Annotated in this window: 13 protein-coding genes and 1 tRNA gene; 9 read left to right on the forward strand and 5 right to left on the reverse strand. The window is 43.4% G+C overall.

Going from position 1 to position 17,631, the window contains the following annotated elements; genetic code table 11:
- Position 1: 1 nt before the first annotated feature.
- On the reverse strand, positions 2-931 hold the full coding sequence (locus FQV37_RS11410; RefSeq protein ID WP_160023093.1) for a bile acid:sodium symporter family protein: 930 nt from the start codon (positions 929-931) through the stop codon (positions 2-4).
- 197 nt (positions 932-1,128) lie between these two features.
- Complete coding sequence (gene metH / locus FQV37_RS11415; protein ID WP_420877018.1) at positions 1,129-4,785, reverse strand: methionine synthase; 3,657 nt, start codon at positions 4,783-4,785, stop codon at positions 1,129-1,131.
- Positions 4,786-5,502: 717 nt separating this feature from the next.
- On the opposite strand from metH, the gene FQV37_RS11420 reads away from it, so the two are divergent.
- The gene (locus FQV37_RS11420; protein WP_160023097.1) at positions 5,503-6,057 is read left to right on the forward strand and encodes a fasciclin domain-containing protein; all 555 of its coding nucleotides are present in this window, start codon (positions 5,503-5,505) and stop codon (positions 6,055-6,057) included.
- A gap of 423 nt (positions 6,058-6,480) precedes the next feature.
- Positions 6,481-7,086: a fasciclin domain-containing protein gene (locus FQV37_RS11425; protein WP_057758535.1), complete on the forward strand. Its 606-nt coding sequence runs from the start codon at positions 6,481-6,483 to the stop codon at positions 7,084-7,086.
- 405 nt (positions 7,087-7,491) lie between these two features.
- Here FQV37_RS11425 and FQV37_RS11430 read toward each other — a convergent pair whose 3' ends face one another.
- Positions 7,492-9,039, reverse strand: a complete 1,548-nt coding sequence (locus FQV37_RS11430) for an alanine/glycine:cation symporter family protein (RefSeq protein WP_160023099.1) — start codon at positions 9,037-9,039, stop codon at positions 7,492-7,494.
- 949 nt (positions 9,040-9,988) lie between these two features.
- Between FQV37_RS11430 and FQV37_RS11435 the strand changes: the two genes are divergently transcribed.
- The 4 genes from FQV37_RS11435 (at position 9,989) to FQV37_RS11450 (ending at position 13,713) form a co-directional block, all read left to right on the forward strand.
- Positions 9,989-10,621 carry a LemA family protein gene (locus FQV37_RS11435; RefSeq protein ID WP_160023101.1) on the forward strand — a complete coding sequence of 211 codons (633 nt, stop codon included), beginning with the start codon at positions 9,989-9,991 and terminating at the stop codon, positions 10,619-10,621.
- 123 nt (positions 10,622-10,744) lie between these two features.
- A complete protein-coding gene (locus tag FQV37_RS11440; protein ID WP_160023103.1) occupies positions 10,745-11,914 on the forward strand; it encodes a TPM domain-containing protein in 1,170 nt (389 codons plus the stop codon).
- Positions 11,915-11,985: 71 nt separating this feature from the next.
- Complete coding sequence (locus FQV37_RS11445) at positions 11,986-12,510, forward strand: TPM domain-containing protein (RefSeq protein ID WP_160023105.1); 525 nt, start codon at positions 11,986-11,988, stop codon at positions 12,508-12,510.
- Positions 12,511-12,714: 204 nt separating this feature from the next.
- On the forward strand, positions 12,715-13,713 hold the full coding sequence (locus FQV37_RS11450; protein WP_134292763.1) for an adenosine deaminase: 999 nt from the start codon (positions 12,715-12,717) through the stop codon (positions 13,711-13,713).
- A 101-nt stretch (positions 13,714-13,814) separates the two neighbouring features.
- On the opposite strand, the gene FQV37_RS11455 is transcribed toward FQV37_RS11450, so the two are convergent.
- Complete coding sequence (locus FQV37_RS11455) at positions 13,815-14,615, reverse strand: SIR2 family NAD-dependent protein deacylase (RefSeq protein ID WP_160023107.1); 801 nt, start codon at positions 14,613-14,615, stop codon at positions 13,815-13,817.
- 35 nt (positions 14,616-14,650) lie between these two features.
- Here FQV37_RS11455 and FQV37_RS11460 point away from each other — a divergent pair, with 35 nt between their 5' ends.
- Positions 14,651-15,013: a hypothetical protein gene (locus FQV37_RS11460; protein WP_160023109.1), complete on the forward strand. Its 363-nt coding sequence runs from the start codon at positions 14,651-14,653 to the stop codon at positions 15,011-15,013.
- Positions 15,014-15,255: 242 nt separating this feature from the next.
- Here the strand turns inward: FQV37_RS11460 and FQV37_RS11465 are convergent.
- Positions 15,256-15,332, reverse strand: a tRNA-Arg gene (locus FQV37_RS11465).
- A 352-nt stretch (positions 15,333-15,684) separates the two neighbouring features.
- On the opposite strand from FQV37_RS11465, the gene FQV37_RS11470 reads away from it, so the two are divergent.
- Positions 15,685-16,341, forward strand: coding sequence for a c-type cytochrome (locus FQV37_RS11470; protein ID WP_101204943.1), 657 nt, complete (start codon positions 15,685-15,687; stop codon positions 16,339-16,341).
- Between the two features lie 317 nt (positions 16,342-16,658).
- Positions 16,659-17,621, forward strand: coding sequence for an ABC transporter ATP-binding protein (locus tag FQV37_RS11475; protein ID WP_160023111.1), 963 nt, complete (start codon positions 16,659-16,661; stop codon positions 17,619-17,621).
- The last annotated feature ends 10 nt before the right edge of the window (positions 17,622-17,631 follow it).

Raw genomic sequence — 17,631 nt, forward strand, 5'->3', positions numbered from 1 at the left:
CTTAACGAGCATCTCTTTTGGCAAAGATATTAGCAACCAATGCACCACTAAAGTTATGCCATACACTAAATATTGCACTAGGTAAGGCAGCGACAGGGTTGAAATAAGTCGCCGCAAGGGCAGCGCCCAGACCAGAGTTTTGCATGCCCACCTCAATCATAATGGCGCGGCGTTGTTTCTCAGTGAAGCCGGACAAGCGAGCGATTCCATATCCTAAGGTATAACCCATCATATTATGTAAGGCAACGACTATAAAGACGATCGCACCACTATCTAAGATGGTCGCTTTAGACACGGCTACCACCGCCGCTATAATGATAGAAATACCCAATACCGATATCATCGGCAATACCTCGGTGACAAACTCGATCTTTTTACCCAAAAACTTATGGAAGATAACACCCAATAAAATAGGTAAGATGACGATTTTAGTAATGGTCATCATCATACTGGCCAAATCAATATCAATCAGCTGACCGGCAAATACGTTTAATAGAATAGGGGTCAGAAAAGGTGCAAGCAGGGTAGAGATAGAAGTAATAGCCACACTCAAAGCTACATCGCCTTTGGCTAAGAACGTAATCACATTACTAGAAGTACCACCCGGGCAACAACCTACCAAGATAACACCGACTGCGATTAAAGGATCAAGGTTGAAGATGACCGTTAATAGGTAAGCGATCAAAGGCATGAGCGTGAACTGTGCTAATAGCCCTACCAGTACAGGCTTTGGTCGTTTGACAATTTCTAGGAAATCTTCCGTTTTGAGTGTCATGCCCATCCCAAACATAATGATGCCAAGTATGGGAACGATTAAAAAAGCCAACGAGGCAAAAAATGCAGGAAAAATAAATCCCAAAACAGCACTGACCAATGCCCAAATTGCAAAAGTTTTGCCAATCCAACTAGAAAGTAATGCAATCTGATTCATAGCTGTCTCAAAATAATAAAGTAGACAATAATCTAGCATGGTTCTTGTCAGTAAATGATAAAAGTATTTTGCTATGAACGTAGCGATAAGTTTGCTGATAACAAATAAAGGATGCGCCATAAAAAATGGCTTACCCATATTAAATAAGTAAGCCAAAAAATAACTATCAGGTTTCTATAACTTTATTAGCCAATCGACTATAAATTCGGATTTAACCACTTCTCAGCTGTCTTCATATCCCAGCCTTTACGCTCAGCATAACTCTCTAACTGATCACGGCTAATTTTTCCGACGTTGAAATACTCACTATCAGGATGCGAGTAATAGAATCCGCTGACCGATGACGCAGGCCACATCGCATAGCTTTCAGTTAGCGTCGTACCAATAGCATCGACCGTACCGAGCCAATCAAACAATTTGCCTTTTTCGGTATGCTCAGGACAGGCAGGGTAGCCAGGCGCAGGGCGTATACCGACGTATTTCTCTTTGATCATCTCATCATTGGTAAGTGACTCGGTCGGCTGATAGCCCCAGTACTCTTTACGAATGAGCTCATGTAAATGCTCGGCGAAGGCTTCGGCTAAGCGGTCAGACAGTGCCTGTACCATGATGGCATTATAGTCATCGCCTGCTGCTTTATATTGCTCAGCAAGCGCTTCTGTACCGACGATTGAGACGGTAAAGCCGCCTAAGTGATCGGTATGCGTCTCTGATGGCGAGATAAAGTCTGCCAAGCTAAAGTTTGGCTTACCACTTGCCTTGTCGCTTTGCTGACGTAAATGCTCAAACTGATACGCTGGGCTGCCACCATTTTGTGGGTCATTATCATATACAGTCACGGTGTCTGCGCCAGTGCGGCGAGCAGGCATGAGTTTAAACACCCCTTTGGCTACGATCGATTTCTCATCAATCATCTTTTGTAGTAACTCTTCGGCATTTTCAAACAGATCGCGCGCTGCTTCACCGACCACATCATCTTGCAATATTTTCGGGTATTTACCGGTCAGGCCCCAAGAGATGAAGAATGGTGTCCAGTCAATATAAGGTAGCAAATTGCTGATTGGATAGTCATCCAATATGACTTGTCCTAGCTTATTTGGCACTGGTGGCACATAGGTTTCCCAGTCGTACTGAAAGCCAATCTTGACCGATTCGGCATAGGTGACTTTGGCAGCTTTTGGTTGACGCTTAGCCAGACGCTCACGCACTTTAACATATTCTTCACGTGTCTCATCGATGAGTGCTTGACGATGCTCTTTTGATAGCAATTTGGTCACCACGCCGACTGAGCGCGAAGCGTCCGATACATAGATGACGCCATCGTTTTGATATTGCGGCTCGACCTTGACAGCAGTATGCGCTTTCGACGTCGTTGCACCGCCGATCATTAATGGTAGTGTCATGCCGCGCTCTTGCATCTGCTTGGCGACATAGACCATCTCATCGAGACTTGGAGTAATTAGACCAGACAGACCGATGATATCAACTTTCTCTGCGATGGCAGTATCGAGGATTTTTTCACATGGCACCATGACGCCCAGATCGACGATATCATAGCCATTACAGCCAAGCACCACACCGACGATGTTTTTGCCGATATCATGCACGTCGCCTTTGACGGTTGCCATTAGGATTTTACCTTTGACTTCGCCTTCGACTTTTTCCGCTTCGATATATGGGTTTAGCCACGCAACAGACTGCTTCATCACGCGGGCAGATTTTACGACTTGCGGTAGGAACATTTTACCAGCACCGAATAGGTCACCGACGATATTCATACCGTCCATGAGCGGCCCTTCGATGACTTCTAGCGGTTTAGGGTACTTCTCCCATGCTTCTTTGGTATCCGCTTCGATAAAGGTCGTCACGCCTTTGACCAGTGCGTGGGCGATACGTTCTTCTACCGTGCCTTCGCGCCAGCTCATATCGACAGTACTGTCTTTTTTCTTGCCGCCATCTTGGTAGTTTTCAGCGACCGTCATCAGACGCTCAGTCGCATCTTGACCAGTTTCACCTTGATTGCGGTTGAGCATCACATCCTCAATGGCGTCGCGCGCCTCTTTGGGGATGTCGTCATAGACCTCGAGCATGGCAGGGTTGACGATGCCCATCGTGAGGCCGTTTTGGATCGCGTGGTACAAAAACACCGAGTTGATCGCTTCACGGATGGGGTTGCCGCGAAAGCTAAAGGAGACGTTGGACACGCCGCCTGAGACCATGGCATTGGGCAAGTTTTGGGTGATCCAGCGTGTGGCGTTGATGAAGTCTGCGCCGTAGTTGTTGTGCTCGGTGATGCCTGTGGCGACTGCAAAGATATTGGGGTCAAAGATGATGTCTTCACTAGGGAAGCCCACTTCATCGACCAGTACGTCATAGCTACGCTTGGATATCTCGATTTTGCGCTCGTAGGTGTCCGCTTGTCCGTCTTCATCAAATGCCATGACGATAATCGCGGCACCATAACGCATGCATAATTTGGCTCGCTCAACGAACTCAGCATGGCCTTCTTTTAGCGAGATAGAGTTGACGACCGATTTACCCTGCGTACGTTTAAGACCTTCTTCGATAATGTCCCATTTAGATGAGTCGATCATCAGTGGCACACGGCTGATATCTGGTTCGCCTGAAACCAAGTTGACGAAGTGAATCATCGCTTGCTTGGAGTCAAGCATGCCTTCGTCCATATTGATATCGACGATTTGCGCGCCGCCCTCGACCTGATCACGCGCGACATCGAGTGCTTCGGTATAGGCCTCGGTTTTAATCAAACGTAGGAATTTTTTAGAGCCTGTGACGTTGGTACGCTCACCGACATTGACGAACAAGCTATCAGAGTTGATGGTAAATGGTTCGAGTCCTGACAAGCGGCAGGCAGGTGCTATCTCAGGGATGACACGCGGCGGATAGTTCGCCACGACTTTAGCGATTTGACGGATATGCTCGGGCGTTGTACCACAGCAGCCACCGACGATATTTAAGATACCTGCTTTGGCAAACCCTTCGAGTAGGGCAGCGGTTTCTTCAGCGGTTTCATCATACTCACCAAACTCATTGGGCAGGCCAGCGTTTGGATGCGCAGAGACGTAAGTATCAGCGATGTTTGACAATGTCTGAATATGTGGGCGCAGCGCATCAGCACCAAGCGCACAGTTAAATCCAACGGATAGAGGCTTTGCATGGCGGATAGAGTTATAAAACGCCTCAGCTGTTTGACCAGATAGCGTGCGACCTGACGCATCGGTAATCGTACCCGAAATCATGATTGGCAACTCAAAGCCAATATCGTCAAATACACCAGTGATCGCAAATATCGCCGCTTTGGCATTTAGCGTATCAAAGATCGTCTCAATCAAAATAATATCGACGCCGCCTTCTATCAGGCACAAAGTCGCTTCACGGTAGTTGAGTACCAACTCATCAAAGGTAATATTACGAAATGCAGGATCATTGACATCAGGCGATAGTGAGCACGTGCGTGAAGTCGGGCCAACAACACCCGCAACGAAGCGCGGCTTCTCAGGCGTTTTTGCGGTAAATTCATCCGCCGCTGCTCTAGCAATCTTGGCTGCTGTCCTATTTAGTTCTGGCACTAGGTACTGCATGTCATAGTCAGCCATCGACAGACGCGTACCGTTAAAGGTATTGGTCTCGATGATATCAGCACCCGCTAGCAGATGATCGTGATGAATGTCTTTAATCATGTGCGGCTGAGTCAGTACCAGTAGATCGTTGTTGCCGCGTACATCTTGGTCGATATCAGCAAAACGCTCACCACGATAATCTGCTTCTTCTAACTTATAGGTCTGAATCTGCGTACCCATCGCACCATCTAACATCAAAATGCGTGATGCCATCTGCTCAGTAATACGGGCACGAGCGGTTAGTTGCTGCTCTTTAAACGGAAATACAGCAGGTGGTGTTAATATAAAGTCATTAGCGGATGAGGAACTAGAGGCGGTATCGATATGAGAATCGTTTGGTGAGGTCGTCGTTGGAATCATAGGTGTGCTGCTTATATCGTAATTATTAAAAAAAGAAGGAATAACAAACCAGTAGCGTGCAGGGTCTCACGAAGAGGACCGCAAATTTGCATTATTTTAGCATGAAAAGTTTGCTACATAGGGATACTGCATATTCCTCTTTGGCAATAGATAAATAGGAGGAGAGCTAAGTAACAAAGTAAGACATCAGAGTCTATTTCATAAAGCAGATACGCACAAATGAATATCATTTCGCTAAGGGGTTACATAAAGCTTTTCTTTTGCAAATGAAAGCCAACGGGAACGCCCAGAAGTCAGACAGAATTTACACCCATACCACAAAAAATTGCGCAAAGTCAGGTTGATAAAGATTGCTTACATGTTAATTTAATTTCAGAAATACAAGGTCTTAGTAAGTCCTACTTATAAATACAGGCTCATTTATTAGCAATAACTTGTATCAACAGTATCGGTATTAGCAGTGCAATACGCTGAGCAAATGGCATTAGCAGGCAGGATGATCTGTAAGACAGTAATAGCATAGTTGAAACAATACCAATCAAAGAAATTCAAATCATTAAGGAAAATGTTATGAAACTTACTAAAATTGCCACCATCGGTACATTGGCTATCTCAATTGCAGGTCTAAGTGCTTGTAATAATATGATGCCAGCAAAGACGGGTGATATGAAAGCACCAATGCACAGTCAGAGTACGGCTAAGATGAATGTTGTACAAATTGCGCAAAGCAATCCTGATTTCTCAGTATTGGTAGAAGCGGTACAAGCAGCAGGTCTAGTCGATATGTTGTCTGACCCTAACGCTCACTATACGGTATTTGCACCAACCAATGCTGCCTTTATGCAAGCATTGCAAGAAACAGGCATGACCAAAGCACAGCTATTCGCTAATAAGCCACTATTAACCAAAGTATTGGGTTATCACGTAATCGCGGGTGATATGGCTATGTATGCCAAAGATGTGAAGCCTGGCAACGTGATGACTGCTAGTAAAGACACGTTGATGGTAACCAAAGAAGGCAAATTAATGGATGAAAACGGTCGCACAACGAATATCGTGAAGACTGATATCGCTGCCAACAATGGTGTTGTCCATGTAATCGATAGAGTGTTGTTGCCTAAATAATTTTTAACTGAGGCATACCAACTGTATTTATTATAAGACTAAGCAGCCATTGTTTGTGGTGATTTCATTATCAGACAATGGCTGTTTTAGACTTTAGAGCTTTATCTATATAAGTTTCTATTTAGGTTGGAATTTTTTAAATAAAAATCCGAAAATAGTTAATCCACATCATTTTGTCTGAAAAATCGCAATAACTGATATACAAGCAAACAATGCTATATACGTGATTGATACAGTGTTGCTACCTAAGTAAATACCATTTAAAAATTAAACAGTTAGACTGAGAACTATCAATATAACGGACCAAATAGTATGACTAAGTAATTGATACATTTATCAATCATTAGTCGCCATTATATTTATCGAAAGTTATTAATTTAAATAAATCCCTTAATCAATTATTTATCCAAAAAGGAATTACCTATGTTAAAGAAGAACTTGTTATCTATCGCAGTTGTAACCGCAGCCATGTCACTAGCAGCGTGTAACGATACTGAAACTGTTGCAGAGCCAACTGAACCAGAAGCGACTGAAGAGATGGCAGTTGAGCCAGTTGCTGAGACAGAAGCTGTTGAAGCAGAACCAATGGCCGAAATGGATATGGAAGCGACTCAAACTATCGCTGAAATCGCAGCAGAGAACGAAAACCTAACTATCCTAACCGCTGCGCTACAGGCTGCTGGTCTTGATACTATGCTAATGGAAGAAACTAAGCATACTGTATTTGCCCCAACTGATGATGCGTTTGCGCCAGTACTAGAAAAATTAGGCGTGACTAAAGAAGAGTTATTGGCCAATACAGACTTGTTAAAAACTGTTCTTCCTTACCATGTACTAGCAATGGAAGTTAAAGCGGCTGATATCCCATACGGTACTGAGATCGAAACAGCGAACGGTAAAACCATTACTATTAGTGAAGACAACGTAATTACTGATGCTACTGGTAACACAGCAAATATCACTGGTACAGATATCATGGCAACCAATGGTGTGGTCCACACTATCGATGCAGTATTAATGCCTGAATAAGCTATTTATTATATGTAGATTCATAATCTATAAATTAAAGAAAGCCTGGCCATTGCGCTAGGCTTTTTTACGTCTATGAATTAAAAATAGGGGAACTGTAGTTTACCTATACTGGTACGGCTACCTAATAAAAATAAGGTCATAAAACACTAAGGTAAGATTTATAAGAGAGGATGAAAAAAAATAAGGTGACTGTCATATATTATTTCAAAGACAGCTTAACTTTAGAAAATAAAAGGGTAGCTTTAAGGTATTAAATCAGTTTGTATGAACGTAGGTTTTGATGTTTTCTCGGTAAGCTATTCTGTAGTGGTGTAGAAAACTATCCAAACAAAAAAGCCCGAGAACATGGTCTCGGGCTTTTTTTTATTCAATAAGATTAAGGAGCAATCTTACTAAATCGACTTACACTTTATCTTTACGTAATGGGTCAGCGTTCATGCTTTTTTGCTGTGCTAGATGACGCTCTTCCCAATACGGTGCGTTTTTGATACCGAATTTAGCAGGATCAAAACTATAGAGAGTTACGCCAGCTTTACGCTGAGCTTCATAGTCTTTAAGCATAGTAAGGGTTGGACGAGCCACGATGAAGATGACAAGAATACCAACAATGTTAAGCCAAGCCATAAGACCAACACCGATATCACCGATTGCCCAGATATAACCAGCTGAGTTTAGACCACCATAAGCAACCATCGCCATGATAAGCACTTTCACTAGGAATAGACCAGTTCTGTTCGCACTACGACCGAGGAAACGTGTTAAGTAAGCGACGTTTACTTCAGCGATGTAGTAGTAAGCCAAAATCGTTGTAAAGGCAAAGAAGAATACAGCGATTGCGATAAAGGCATTACCAAACGTACCGTATACAGATTCCATTGCCATTTGCGTGAACGCAGGAGCATTGATTTCAGTAGTAGCAGCAACGTTCTGTACGATGAACTGACCATCTGGTAGCGTACCTTGAATGTTGTACATACCAGTAGACAAGATCATGAATGCAGTAGCAGAACATACTAGTAATGTATCAACATATACTGAGAATGCCTGAACGAGACCCTGCTGTGATGGATGCTCAACTTCAGCAGCAGCAGCAGCGTGAGGACCTGTACCCTGACCAGCTTCGTTAGAGTAGATACCACGTTTCACACCCCAACCGATAGCAGCACCAAAACCTGCTTGTGCAGTGAATGCATCACCAACGATCATACCAAATACATCTGGAATCAAGCTGAAGTTGCTGAACATGATGATTAGCGCTAGGGCAATATAACCTAATGCCATAAAAGGTACTGCAAACTCAGTAAAGGTTGCAATACGCTTAATACCACCAAAGATGATGATACCTAGCACGACTAAGATGATAGCCAAGCCGACCAAACGCATAGAGCCAACTTCTAGGCCTGCAACGTTCATGATCGTACCTTCGCCCATTACCTGTGCAAATGCACTGATAACACCGTTCGCCTGTACACCAGGTAAGAACATACCACATGATAAAATAGAAGCGATTGCGAAGAGGATGCCGTACCACTTTTGACCAAGGGCACGTTCAAAGTAATAAGCTGGGCCACCGCGATATTCGCCAGTTACCACATCTTTTTCTTTATAAATTTGAGCAAGAGTAGATTCGACATAGGCTGTAGATGCGCCTAGAAAAGCTACGACCCACATCCAGAATACGGCACCTGGGCCACCGAAGCCGATAGCAGCAGCTACCCCAGCGATGTTACCCATACCCACACGACCGGCGAGTGAGACGGCAAGTGCCTGAAATGATGAGATACCCTGTGCACTAGATTTACCAGTGAATAGGAGTTTGATCATCTCACCGAATAGACGTACTTGTACAAAGCGCGTCATAATGGAATAGAACAGACCGGCACCCAAGCAGAGATAAATCAGCGCTGGGCTCCAGATAATTCCATTTACTAAGTTAACTAAACCTTCCATATTTATGTTCCTAGTACTGTCTCAAGGTGGCACTGTTTGCTAGGAGTAAACTAACTGGTTAACTTACTTATTTAAGTTAAGCAGTTAAAGTCTCTGCATCGACTTATTTGTTGTCTAAGTCTCATGTGCTTGGCCACCAAGAATGGACTGTAGTTGTCTGTATTTACCCGCGTATCTCGTCAGTAATACGGACTATTTGCATAGCGCTTATCACTGACAATATTAATATCAGCTGCGTTTACTATTATTCTACAACCTCAACTACTGCGGTCTTCTATCATCATGTTATACATCAGATGAGTCATAAGTTGACCGGCGGATAAAACAGGCGGTTATATAATTAAATATCCATCACCATGATGGCATTCAACTTACTATGAGCTGTCTTGAATAAATACATGACTGGTATGGCGAATTGACAGTATTTAGCGATAATTTGACAGTTAATTGATGTTTTTATTAAGAAATTAACAACTCGCTAATACTAATCAAACTATAAGTCCACTACCAAATGTATTCAAACCGTACGGCTACGTAACTGCAATTTGCCATATTTTTGTACTAATTACTAGAAATTTCTTTATAGACAGTAGATATATTCATATTTCATTTGGCAGATACATTAGCAAGATTTGGATAATATATAAATAATTGTTTGTACTTTCATAACATTTAGTCTGATTCCTCTAGACTGCTAGATTTTTGCTCTATATCTATCATGATAAAAACGCGTTATCGTTGACACTATGCGGTTGTGTTTTGGTAACGACCAATTGTAAAAAGCCGTGTATAACGCCATCATTAGGACAACTTCTTTTGATATCATGCTGATAGAGTGATGCGCAGATATACAGTATATAGAGTGCATGACTGCCGTATGAATACCAAGAAAACTTAAAAATATTAAAAACGTGGTACTGGATATTTATCATTATTAGGAGAATCAACAATGACGCGTAAATCTATTATGAAGCCGATGTTGCTAGCCGCTTTATTGACAACTTCTACGGTTGGTCTCAGCGGCTGTGGCTACAATAACCTGCAGGCACAAGATGAGCAGGTCACTGCTTCATGGTCAGAAGTGGTCAACCAGTATCAGCGCCGTTCTGATTTGGTGCCAAACTTAGTCAAAGTCGTACAGCAATATGCCGATCAAGAGCAAGAGGTCTTCACCCAAGTGGCAGAAGCTCGCTCACGTGCGGGCGGTATCACGGTGACGCCAGAAGTACTCAATGATCCAGAAGCGATGGAGCGTTATGCAGCAGCGCAAGAGCAGATGACAGGTGCGTTATCGCGTTTGATGGCGGTGTCTGAGCGTTATCCAGATCTAAAGTCAGATGCATTGTTTCAAGATTTGCAAGCACAGTTAGAAGGTACTGAGAACCGTATTGCTGTTGCTCGTAACCGTTATATTCAAGAAGTGCAGGGATACAATACAACGGTACGTCAGTTCCCAACCAACATCACTGCAAAAGTATTTGGTATGGACACTAAGCCCAACTTTAGTGTGGCCAATGAAGAGGCGATTTCAACCGCACCAAGTGTTGATTTTGGCGATTCTACAGAAAAGTCAGCTGAATAAAATTTAGAATGAACGTGAAGACAGAGCGGCATAGGCAGCTCTGTTTATTTAGCTAATGGTTTGATAATGATTAGTTAGAGTCTATCAATTGGTAAAGATGTTATCTGAGGTGGTATAGATTAGATGAATAATTCAAAAGCAATCTTATCAGCATTACTGTTTACGTTAGGTGTCGTCAGCGTGCCTGCATTGCACGCTGCACCCAATGATACAGCGGTGGCGACAGATAGCACCTCGAATCTGCAAAACCGTAGTGTCGAAGAGTTGGTGGCCGTTGCTAAAGCAGGCGAGTCTAATGAAGCAATTAATGATGCTGTATTAAATAACGATGCTATCAATGAAGCGATGCTCGGCAACGACGCTATCAATCAAAACGCAGATAGCCAAAGTACAGCAAATGATACAGCCAATGCCCAAACAACCGCTCAGCCACCTGTACGTTCCAGTGCCGAGGGTGTTGATGCTGATAAGTTGATACTCAATGAACCAGTCGTTGATCAAGCCAATATTTTAAATCCTCAAGAAAAGCTACGTCTAGAGGCGCAGCTTCGAAGTATCTATCAGCAGGGGTTAGCACAAGCAGCAGTGGTTATCGTACCGACTACCAATGGCGTACCAATATTTGATTATGCATTGCAAGTTGCTGAGAAGTGGGAATTGGGTGATGAAGCTATCGATGATGGTCTACTGATTGTCGTCGCTGTCAATGACCGTGATATGTATATCCTAACGGGTTATGGACTAGAAGGCGTCTTACCAGATGCGGCGGTTAACCGTGTCATCCGAGAAGATATTACGCCGTTATTTAAGCAAAATAACTATGGTGCAGGGATAATCGCTGGCGTTGAAGCGCTTAAAACACGCTTAACTGCTGATCCTGAAGTCTTAGCCCGTGCTGATGCACAAGCTGCAGAACGTACTGCTCAGCAAAGCTCAGACGAGCTGCCGTCACCTATCTTCCTATTTATTATGGCGATGATTTTTGGTAGCTTTATTACTAATATATTGGGCCGAGTATTTGGTTCTATTATTACTGCTGGCGGGTTTTTTGCAGGTTCAATGGCATTAGGTGGCGGTTTCTTCATGACGCTGATTATGGCAATATTCATCTGGATGTTTTTGATCTCACGCGGCGGTGGCGGTGGAAAAGGCGGCGGCGGTAAAGGTGGTCGCAGAGGCGGCATGATTTTCTTACCCGGTATGGGCGGCGGTAGTGGAGGCGGCTTTGGCGGTGGCGGCTTTGGCGGTGGCGGCGGTGGTTTCGGCGGCGGCGGTGCAGGTGGCTCGTGGTAAGTATTCCACATACGCAAACAAAATAAACTCTACATAACCATCGAAAACGACGTACTTGAGGAAATAATATAATGGTAGAAGACAACGCTTCAAACCCCAGTTTTGCCCGCTGGTGGCGTCAAGTTTTGTTCGTCCCTTTATTACATAGTAAGTGGCTAACAACAGAATCTAAGGCGCGTTTAACAGATGGTGTGACACGAGCCGAACGTGGGCATCGTGGTGAAGTATTCTTAATCGTAGAAAACCATCTGCCTATCCAAGAGGCCTATCGCATGAACTGCCGTGAGCGTGCGATTGATTTGTTTAGCGAATATCGCGTCTGGGATACTGAAGAAAATACGGGCGTCTTGATCTATGTCAATATATGCGAGCGTAAACTAGAGATTGTCGCAGACCGAGGTATCAGCGCTCACGTTAGTCCAACAGTATGGAATGCAATGTGCGAAAAGGCAGTATCTGGTATTGCTACTCAAAAGACAGAAGAGAGCTTAGCTGAACTGCTAGACGAAGTGGGGCAAGTGTTACGTCAATACTATCATTTAGAGCGCGATCCAGAAGGCAATGAGCTGTCTGATACAGTCGTATTTTTAAAGTAATTTGCGCCTTATACGGTTGTATTAAGAAGGTTGCTTTTATAAGTAGCTTATCTATACGGTCAAAGGGTTTTGTTTTAGGCGATATGCTTTTAGTGTTAAAATAACTCTTCTGAGACAGATAACACCTCATATATGCATGGTTTGATTATCCTACTGTGCAATATCTACTAGGGCTCGTCTCGATAACACCATTATTGGAATACTATGATTGAATTAATAAAGAAACTACCGAAAGCCGAACTTCATCTACATATTGAAGGTTCGCTAGAGCCTGAGCTGATGTTTAGACTGGCCAAAAAGAACAATGTAGAGATACCTTATGACAGCGTAGAAGACGTGCGCGCCGCCTATAACTTTAACAATCTGCAAAGTTTTTTAGATATTTACTATGCCGGCGCAAATGTTTTACTCACCAAAGATGATTTTTATGATTTGACGTGGGAATATATTCTTAGATGTGTCGAAGACAATGTCATCCACACAGAGATATTCTTTGATCCGCAAACGCATACCGAACGCGGCGTGCCTTTTGAAGCGGTCATCACAGGTATCAAAGAAGCGCTCGCAGATGCCAAAGCAAAATACGGTATCACATCATGCATCATCATGTGTTTTTTGCGTCATTTATCGCAAGAAGAAGCTTTTGAAACGTTAGAGCAAGCACTGGACTATAAAGACGACATTATCGGTGTGGGTCTGGACTCATCAGAATTAGGCAACCCGCCATCGAAGTTTAAAGAGGTCTTCCAAAAAGCTAAAGAAGAAGGCTTTAAGTTGGTTGCTCACGCAGGCGAAGAAGCAGACTTTTCGTATATCTACGAAGCGCTAGATTTATTGAATATCAATAGAATTGATCATGGTGTGCAGTCTATAAAAAGCCCAGAGTTGATGCAAAGACTTAAAGATGAGCAGATGCCACTGACGGTTTGCCCGAACTCGAATATTGAGCTAAAAGTCTTTGAGACTTATAAAGAGCACAATATTAAAGAGCTTTTAGACTATGGTCTGAATATTAGCGTCAACTCAGACGATCCAGCTTATTTCAAAGGGTATGTGAATCAAAACTTTATCAACCTCTACGAAAATCTACCGATTACGGAAGACGATGTTATTACATTAGTAAAAAACTCGTTTAAATCGGCATTTATCAATGATGAGTTAAAAGAAGCTTACTTGGCGAGAGTTGATCTTGCATTGAAATAATTTTAACGAGTTCGTTATGAGTAGTAAAGGCGTAACGGTTTATATAAACTGTTACGCCTTTTTTGTTGCCTGTCGTTAGTAGTACTTACGAGCAGTAGTAATTATAAAGCAGTAATTTCTTCTATCAGCAGTGGCAGTACTATTCCAGCCTTTTCTGCTAATGTGATATCGACAATGGTATTTGGTGTTGGGTCAGGGTTGATCTCGATAACTTGCGCGCCATTTTGTTTGGCTAGCTGTGCTAAACCAGCAGCAGGATAGACCAAGCTTGATGTACCGATACTGATAAACACCTCGCAATTAGCCGCAGCATCTTCGGCAGCCTGCCAGGCCTGTACAGGTAGAGCTTCGCCAAACCAAACAATATCTGGTCTGATGTAACCGTCGCAATGCGGACAGCTAAGCAGTGTTTCATCAAAACTCATTGTGCCTTGATTATCGTATGACGCTCTCGATTTATCTTGATAGGGTATCTCACACTGACCACAGCGGTTACGCCACAGATGACCATGCAGGTGAGTCACCGCGCTACCAGCTTGCTCGTGCAAATCATCGACATTTTGGGTAATGAGTGTCACTTGCTGATCGGAGGTTTGCGCATGATACTGCCACTGAGCCAACGCATGATGGGCAGGATTTGGCGCTTTGTCTGCGACCATTTGCCGACGCCATTGATACCATGACCACACCAGCTTTGGATCACGAGTGAACGCTTCAGGGGTTGCCAAGTCTTCGACACCGTAATTCTCCCACAGTCCTGTTTGCTTATCTCGAAATGTTGGGATGCCACTTTCTGCTGAAATGCCAGCCCCAGTCAAAATGCAAATACGCTGTTTCGATGACAACAGTTGTGCTGCAAGTTTTACTTCTGCTATTAACGCTGGTAATAATTCTGCTAACATGAGCCAAACCTTGCTAATAATGGATATTTTTACTTATGATAGACGGAATTTGGTGGCTTGTCATATTGTTCGCTGTCATCGCAGTTTTATGGTTCGTGGCAAAATCACGCGGCGCAAAAGCAGGTGAAAAGCATAGCGGCGCAAAATCAAAAAATTCAACACCGAATGATGCGCTGCAAAAAACATCAGCGATATTAAAACAGCATTTTGCTGATTATCGAGTCACAAGTAAGGCAAATCATTTGCTCGTTAGCAAACAAGATAAAAAAATTGCGATGATTACGATTGATAAAAAGATTGCTGAGGGTCAGCGCCGTTTGGGTGATGTGCCAGTGATTAATTATCACCGTATACCTAGCCGTGCTCAATTGACTGCCAATTTGCAAGATGCAGAGTAATTTTGCTATATAGTCAATCCTCTATAAATTGGCTACGGTGTCAGTCTCGCTCAGTCTACTACTTGTAGTACTTTCACTCGGCTTCCTTGTATCCAAATTATACTGAATCGACTATAGGTGAGAGCACTAGAAATATATAAGCACAGAAAAACCGCAAACATTTTGAAGTGTAGGTTTAATAAGTCTAGGTAGTTTAAGATAGTACTAAGGGAAGGGTAGAGCGAGGTTATAAACAATATGATTGGTGCGCTCGGCGGGAATCGAACCCACGACCCTCGGCTTCGGAGACCGATACTCTATCCAACTGAGCTACGAGCGCATATGATAACGATATGTCTGACTGTCACGCTTAGATGCGCATGATAATTAGCATAAGGTGTCTAGAAATAAAGACCGCTTAGTCTAACAAATAAAAAGCATAAAGCCAATAAATGACAGTCGCGATTGAGGTTTTTTAAGAAAAAACAGCCAAGTCATTAAACAAGCATGGCAATTTACCTGCCTTTTCCCTTATAATGTTGGGGAGAATTCATATTTATAATCACCGATTGCAAGTGCGCTGGCACGCGGGATGGCTGTCTGCTATTGAAGACTTAGAGGTCGTCAAAGAAGGACAGACAGAATGTCCGAGCCGTGCTAGTCCTTGTATACGTAATAAGAGAACGTGACGAATGAGAAAAGTAGTTATGTTATCGGCAGCTGCCATTCTAGGAATCGCTAGTATCGCGGTGAGCCAAGCTGAAGATGTTGTAGACACTCCTGTAACTGCGTCAGACGTAGCAGAAGGCCAAGAGGTCGTAGAAGCTGCTCCTGAAACGCTAGGTGACGATACCCAAGCTGCTGCAGATACGACAGATGGTGCTGCGCCCACTGACGAAGCCGCTCCAGCAGAAGGCGAAGAAACTGCCGCTGCAGCGCCTGCCGCTGATGAAGAGCCAATTCCACAAGATACGCCGCAAGTGCAAAAGCTAATTGCTTTGTATCCTAATCTGATTGCGCGTATCCAGCCTGTTGCCAATATCTGTTTTGAAGACGGTGAAGCTTGTGATGTAACGGCACGCTCATCTGGCCCAGCTGCTGGCGACGGTCCTCGTGACGGTAAAGCGGTATATAATGCTGTATGTCATACTTGTCATACTGCAGGCTTGCTAGGCTCTCCTATCTTTGGTGATGCTGGCGCTTGGGGCCCACGTATCGCAAAAGGTAAAGATACGCTATATACCCATGCTATCAATGGTTTCAATGCGATGCCTGCAAAAGGTGGCGCGGATATTCCTGATGAAGAAGTTCAAAATGCCGTAGATTATATGGTCGCAGAAGCAAGCTAATCTTTGTTGATTACCTTCCAAGCTTTTACGATAGTTATCTATAAAGCGCCTATTTCAGTGATGAGATAGGCGCTTTTTCATGATGAGTATTATTAATATGGTACTTCGAATATAAGGCAGTTGAAATTCGTCATGAGTAGCCTCATTTTATGAGATTAGTTCGTTTATTACCGTACATTGTCACCTTTAGAGAGTAGAGTGTGTTGAACATTCTTATACGGCTTTTGCCTATATGATAATGATAGTCGAATGTTCAACACGGCCTATTATTCTAAAATCGCATTTTATATAAATTGATAACAAATAAAGAGGTCTTCATGTCTGATGCACCAGCACTCTCCATAAAAAACCTATCCAAGACCTATGACAATGGGTTTTCGGCATTAAAAGGGGTTGATTTAATGGTACCACAAGGTGGATTCTTTGCGTTACTTGGGCCAAACGGCGCAGGCAAATCTACCATGATTGGTATTATTAGCTCATTGTTTAAGCCAACCACCGGTAGCGTCCATATTTTCGGCACAGACCTATTAGAGAACCCTTCGATTGCTAAGCAATACCTTGGCGTTGTACCGCAAGAATTTAACTTTAATATGTTCGAAAAGGTCGAAGATATCCTGATTACGCAAGCGGGTTATTTTGGTATTCCGGCGAAAGAAGCCAAACCCCGCGCAAAAAGACTATTAACAGCGCTAGGATTATGGGATAAACGCGACAGTAAATCACGTGAGCTATCTGGTGGTATGAAACGCCGTTTGATGATTGCCCGTGCATTAATTCATAAGCCAAAGCTATTGATTCTGGATGAGCCAACGGCGGGTGTCGATATCGAGCTTCGCCGCTCTATGTGGGAATTCATGCAGCAGATTAATATCGAAGAAAACACCACTATTATTCTGACGACTCATTATCTCGAAGAGGCAGAGCAATTGTGTAAACGTATTGCGATCTTGGATCACGGCGAGATTCGAATCAATACGGAAATGAAAGAACTACTGGCGCAGTTGTCGGTAGAGACGTTTGTATTTGATTTAGATACGCCGCTCACTGAGCAGTTGGCTCTGACAGGAGTTACAGGAGTCTCGCAACCAGATGAGCAAACGCTAGAAGTTACCTTGACAGAAGGTGAGTCACTAAACGGTGTCTTTGATCAATTGTCTGATAAAGGTATCAGTGTGGCGAGTATGCGCAATAAAGCCAACCGACTAGAAGAGTTATTTATGCGCTTGGTAGACAAAAACATTCAGAGTGCAGATAGCATGAAGGAGGCGGGATTATGAGTCAGGAACT

This window comes from Psychrobacter nivimaris (assembly GCF_009812035.1).
Lineage (GTDB): Bacteria > Pseudomonadota > Gammaproteobacteria > Pseudomonadales > Moraxellaceae > Psychrobacter > Psychrobacter nivimaris.

Bases quoted from the DNA above. Each gene is read 5' to 3' on its own strand.
- FQV37_RS11425 (WP_057758535.1), top strand. From the start codon at position 6,481: ATGTTAAAGAAGAACTTGTTATCTATCGCAGTTGTAACCGCAGCCATG.
- FQV37_RS11460 (WP_160023109.1), top strand. From the start codon at position 14,651: ATGATAGACGGAATTTGGTGGCTTGTCATATTGTTCGCTGTCATCGCA.
- FQV37_RS11435 (WP_160023101.1), top strand. From the start codon at position 9,989: ATGACGCGTAAATCTATTATGAAGCCGATGTTGCTAGCCGCTTTATTG.
- FQV37_RS11420 (WP_160023097.1), top strand. From the start codon at position 5,503: ATGAAACTTACTAAAATTGCCACCATCGGTACATTGGCTATCTCAATT.
- FQV37_RS11450 (WP_134292763.1), top strand. From the start codon at position 12,715: ATGATTGAATTAATAAAGAAACTACCGAAAGCCGAACTTCATCTACAT.
- FQV37_RS11430 (WP_160023099.1), bottom strand. From the start codon at position 9,039: ATGGAAGGTTTAGTTAACTTAGTAAATGGAATTATCTGGAGCCCAGCG.
- metH (WP_420877018.1), bottom strand. From the start codon at position 4,785: ATGGCATCACGCATTTTGATGTTAGATGGTGCGATGGGTACGCAGATT.
- FQV37_RS11455 (WP_160023107.1), bottom strand. From the start codon at position 14,615: ATGTTAGCAGAATTATTACCAGCGTTAATAGCAGAAGTAAAACTTGCA.
- FQV37_RS11440 (WP_160023103.1), top strand. From the start codon at position 10,745: ATGAATAATTCAAAAGCAATCTTATCAGCATTACTGTTTACGTTAGGT.
- FQV37_RS11475 (WP_160023111.1), top strand. From the start codon at position 16,659: ATGTCTGATGCACCAGCACTCTCCATAAAAAACCTATCCAAGACCTAT.
- FQV37_RS11470 (WP_101204943.1), top strand. From the start codon at position 15,685: ATGAGAAAAGTAGTTATGTTATCGGCAGCTGCCATTCTAGGAATCGCT.
- FQV37_RS11445 (WP_160023105.1), top strand. From the start codon at position 11,986: ATGGTAGAAGACAACGCTTCAAACCCCAGTTTTGCCCGCTGGTGGCGT.
- FQV37_RS11410 (WP_160023093.1), bottom strand. From the start codon at position 931: ATGAATCAGATTGCATTACTTTCTAGTTGGATTGGCAAAACTTTTGCA.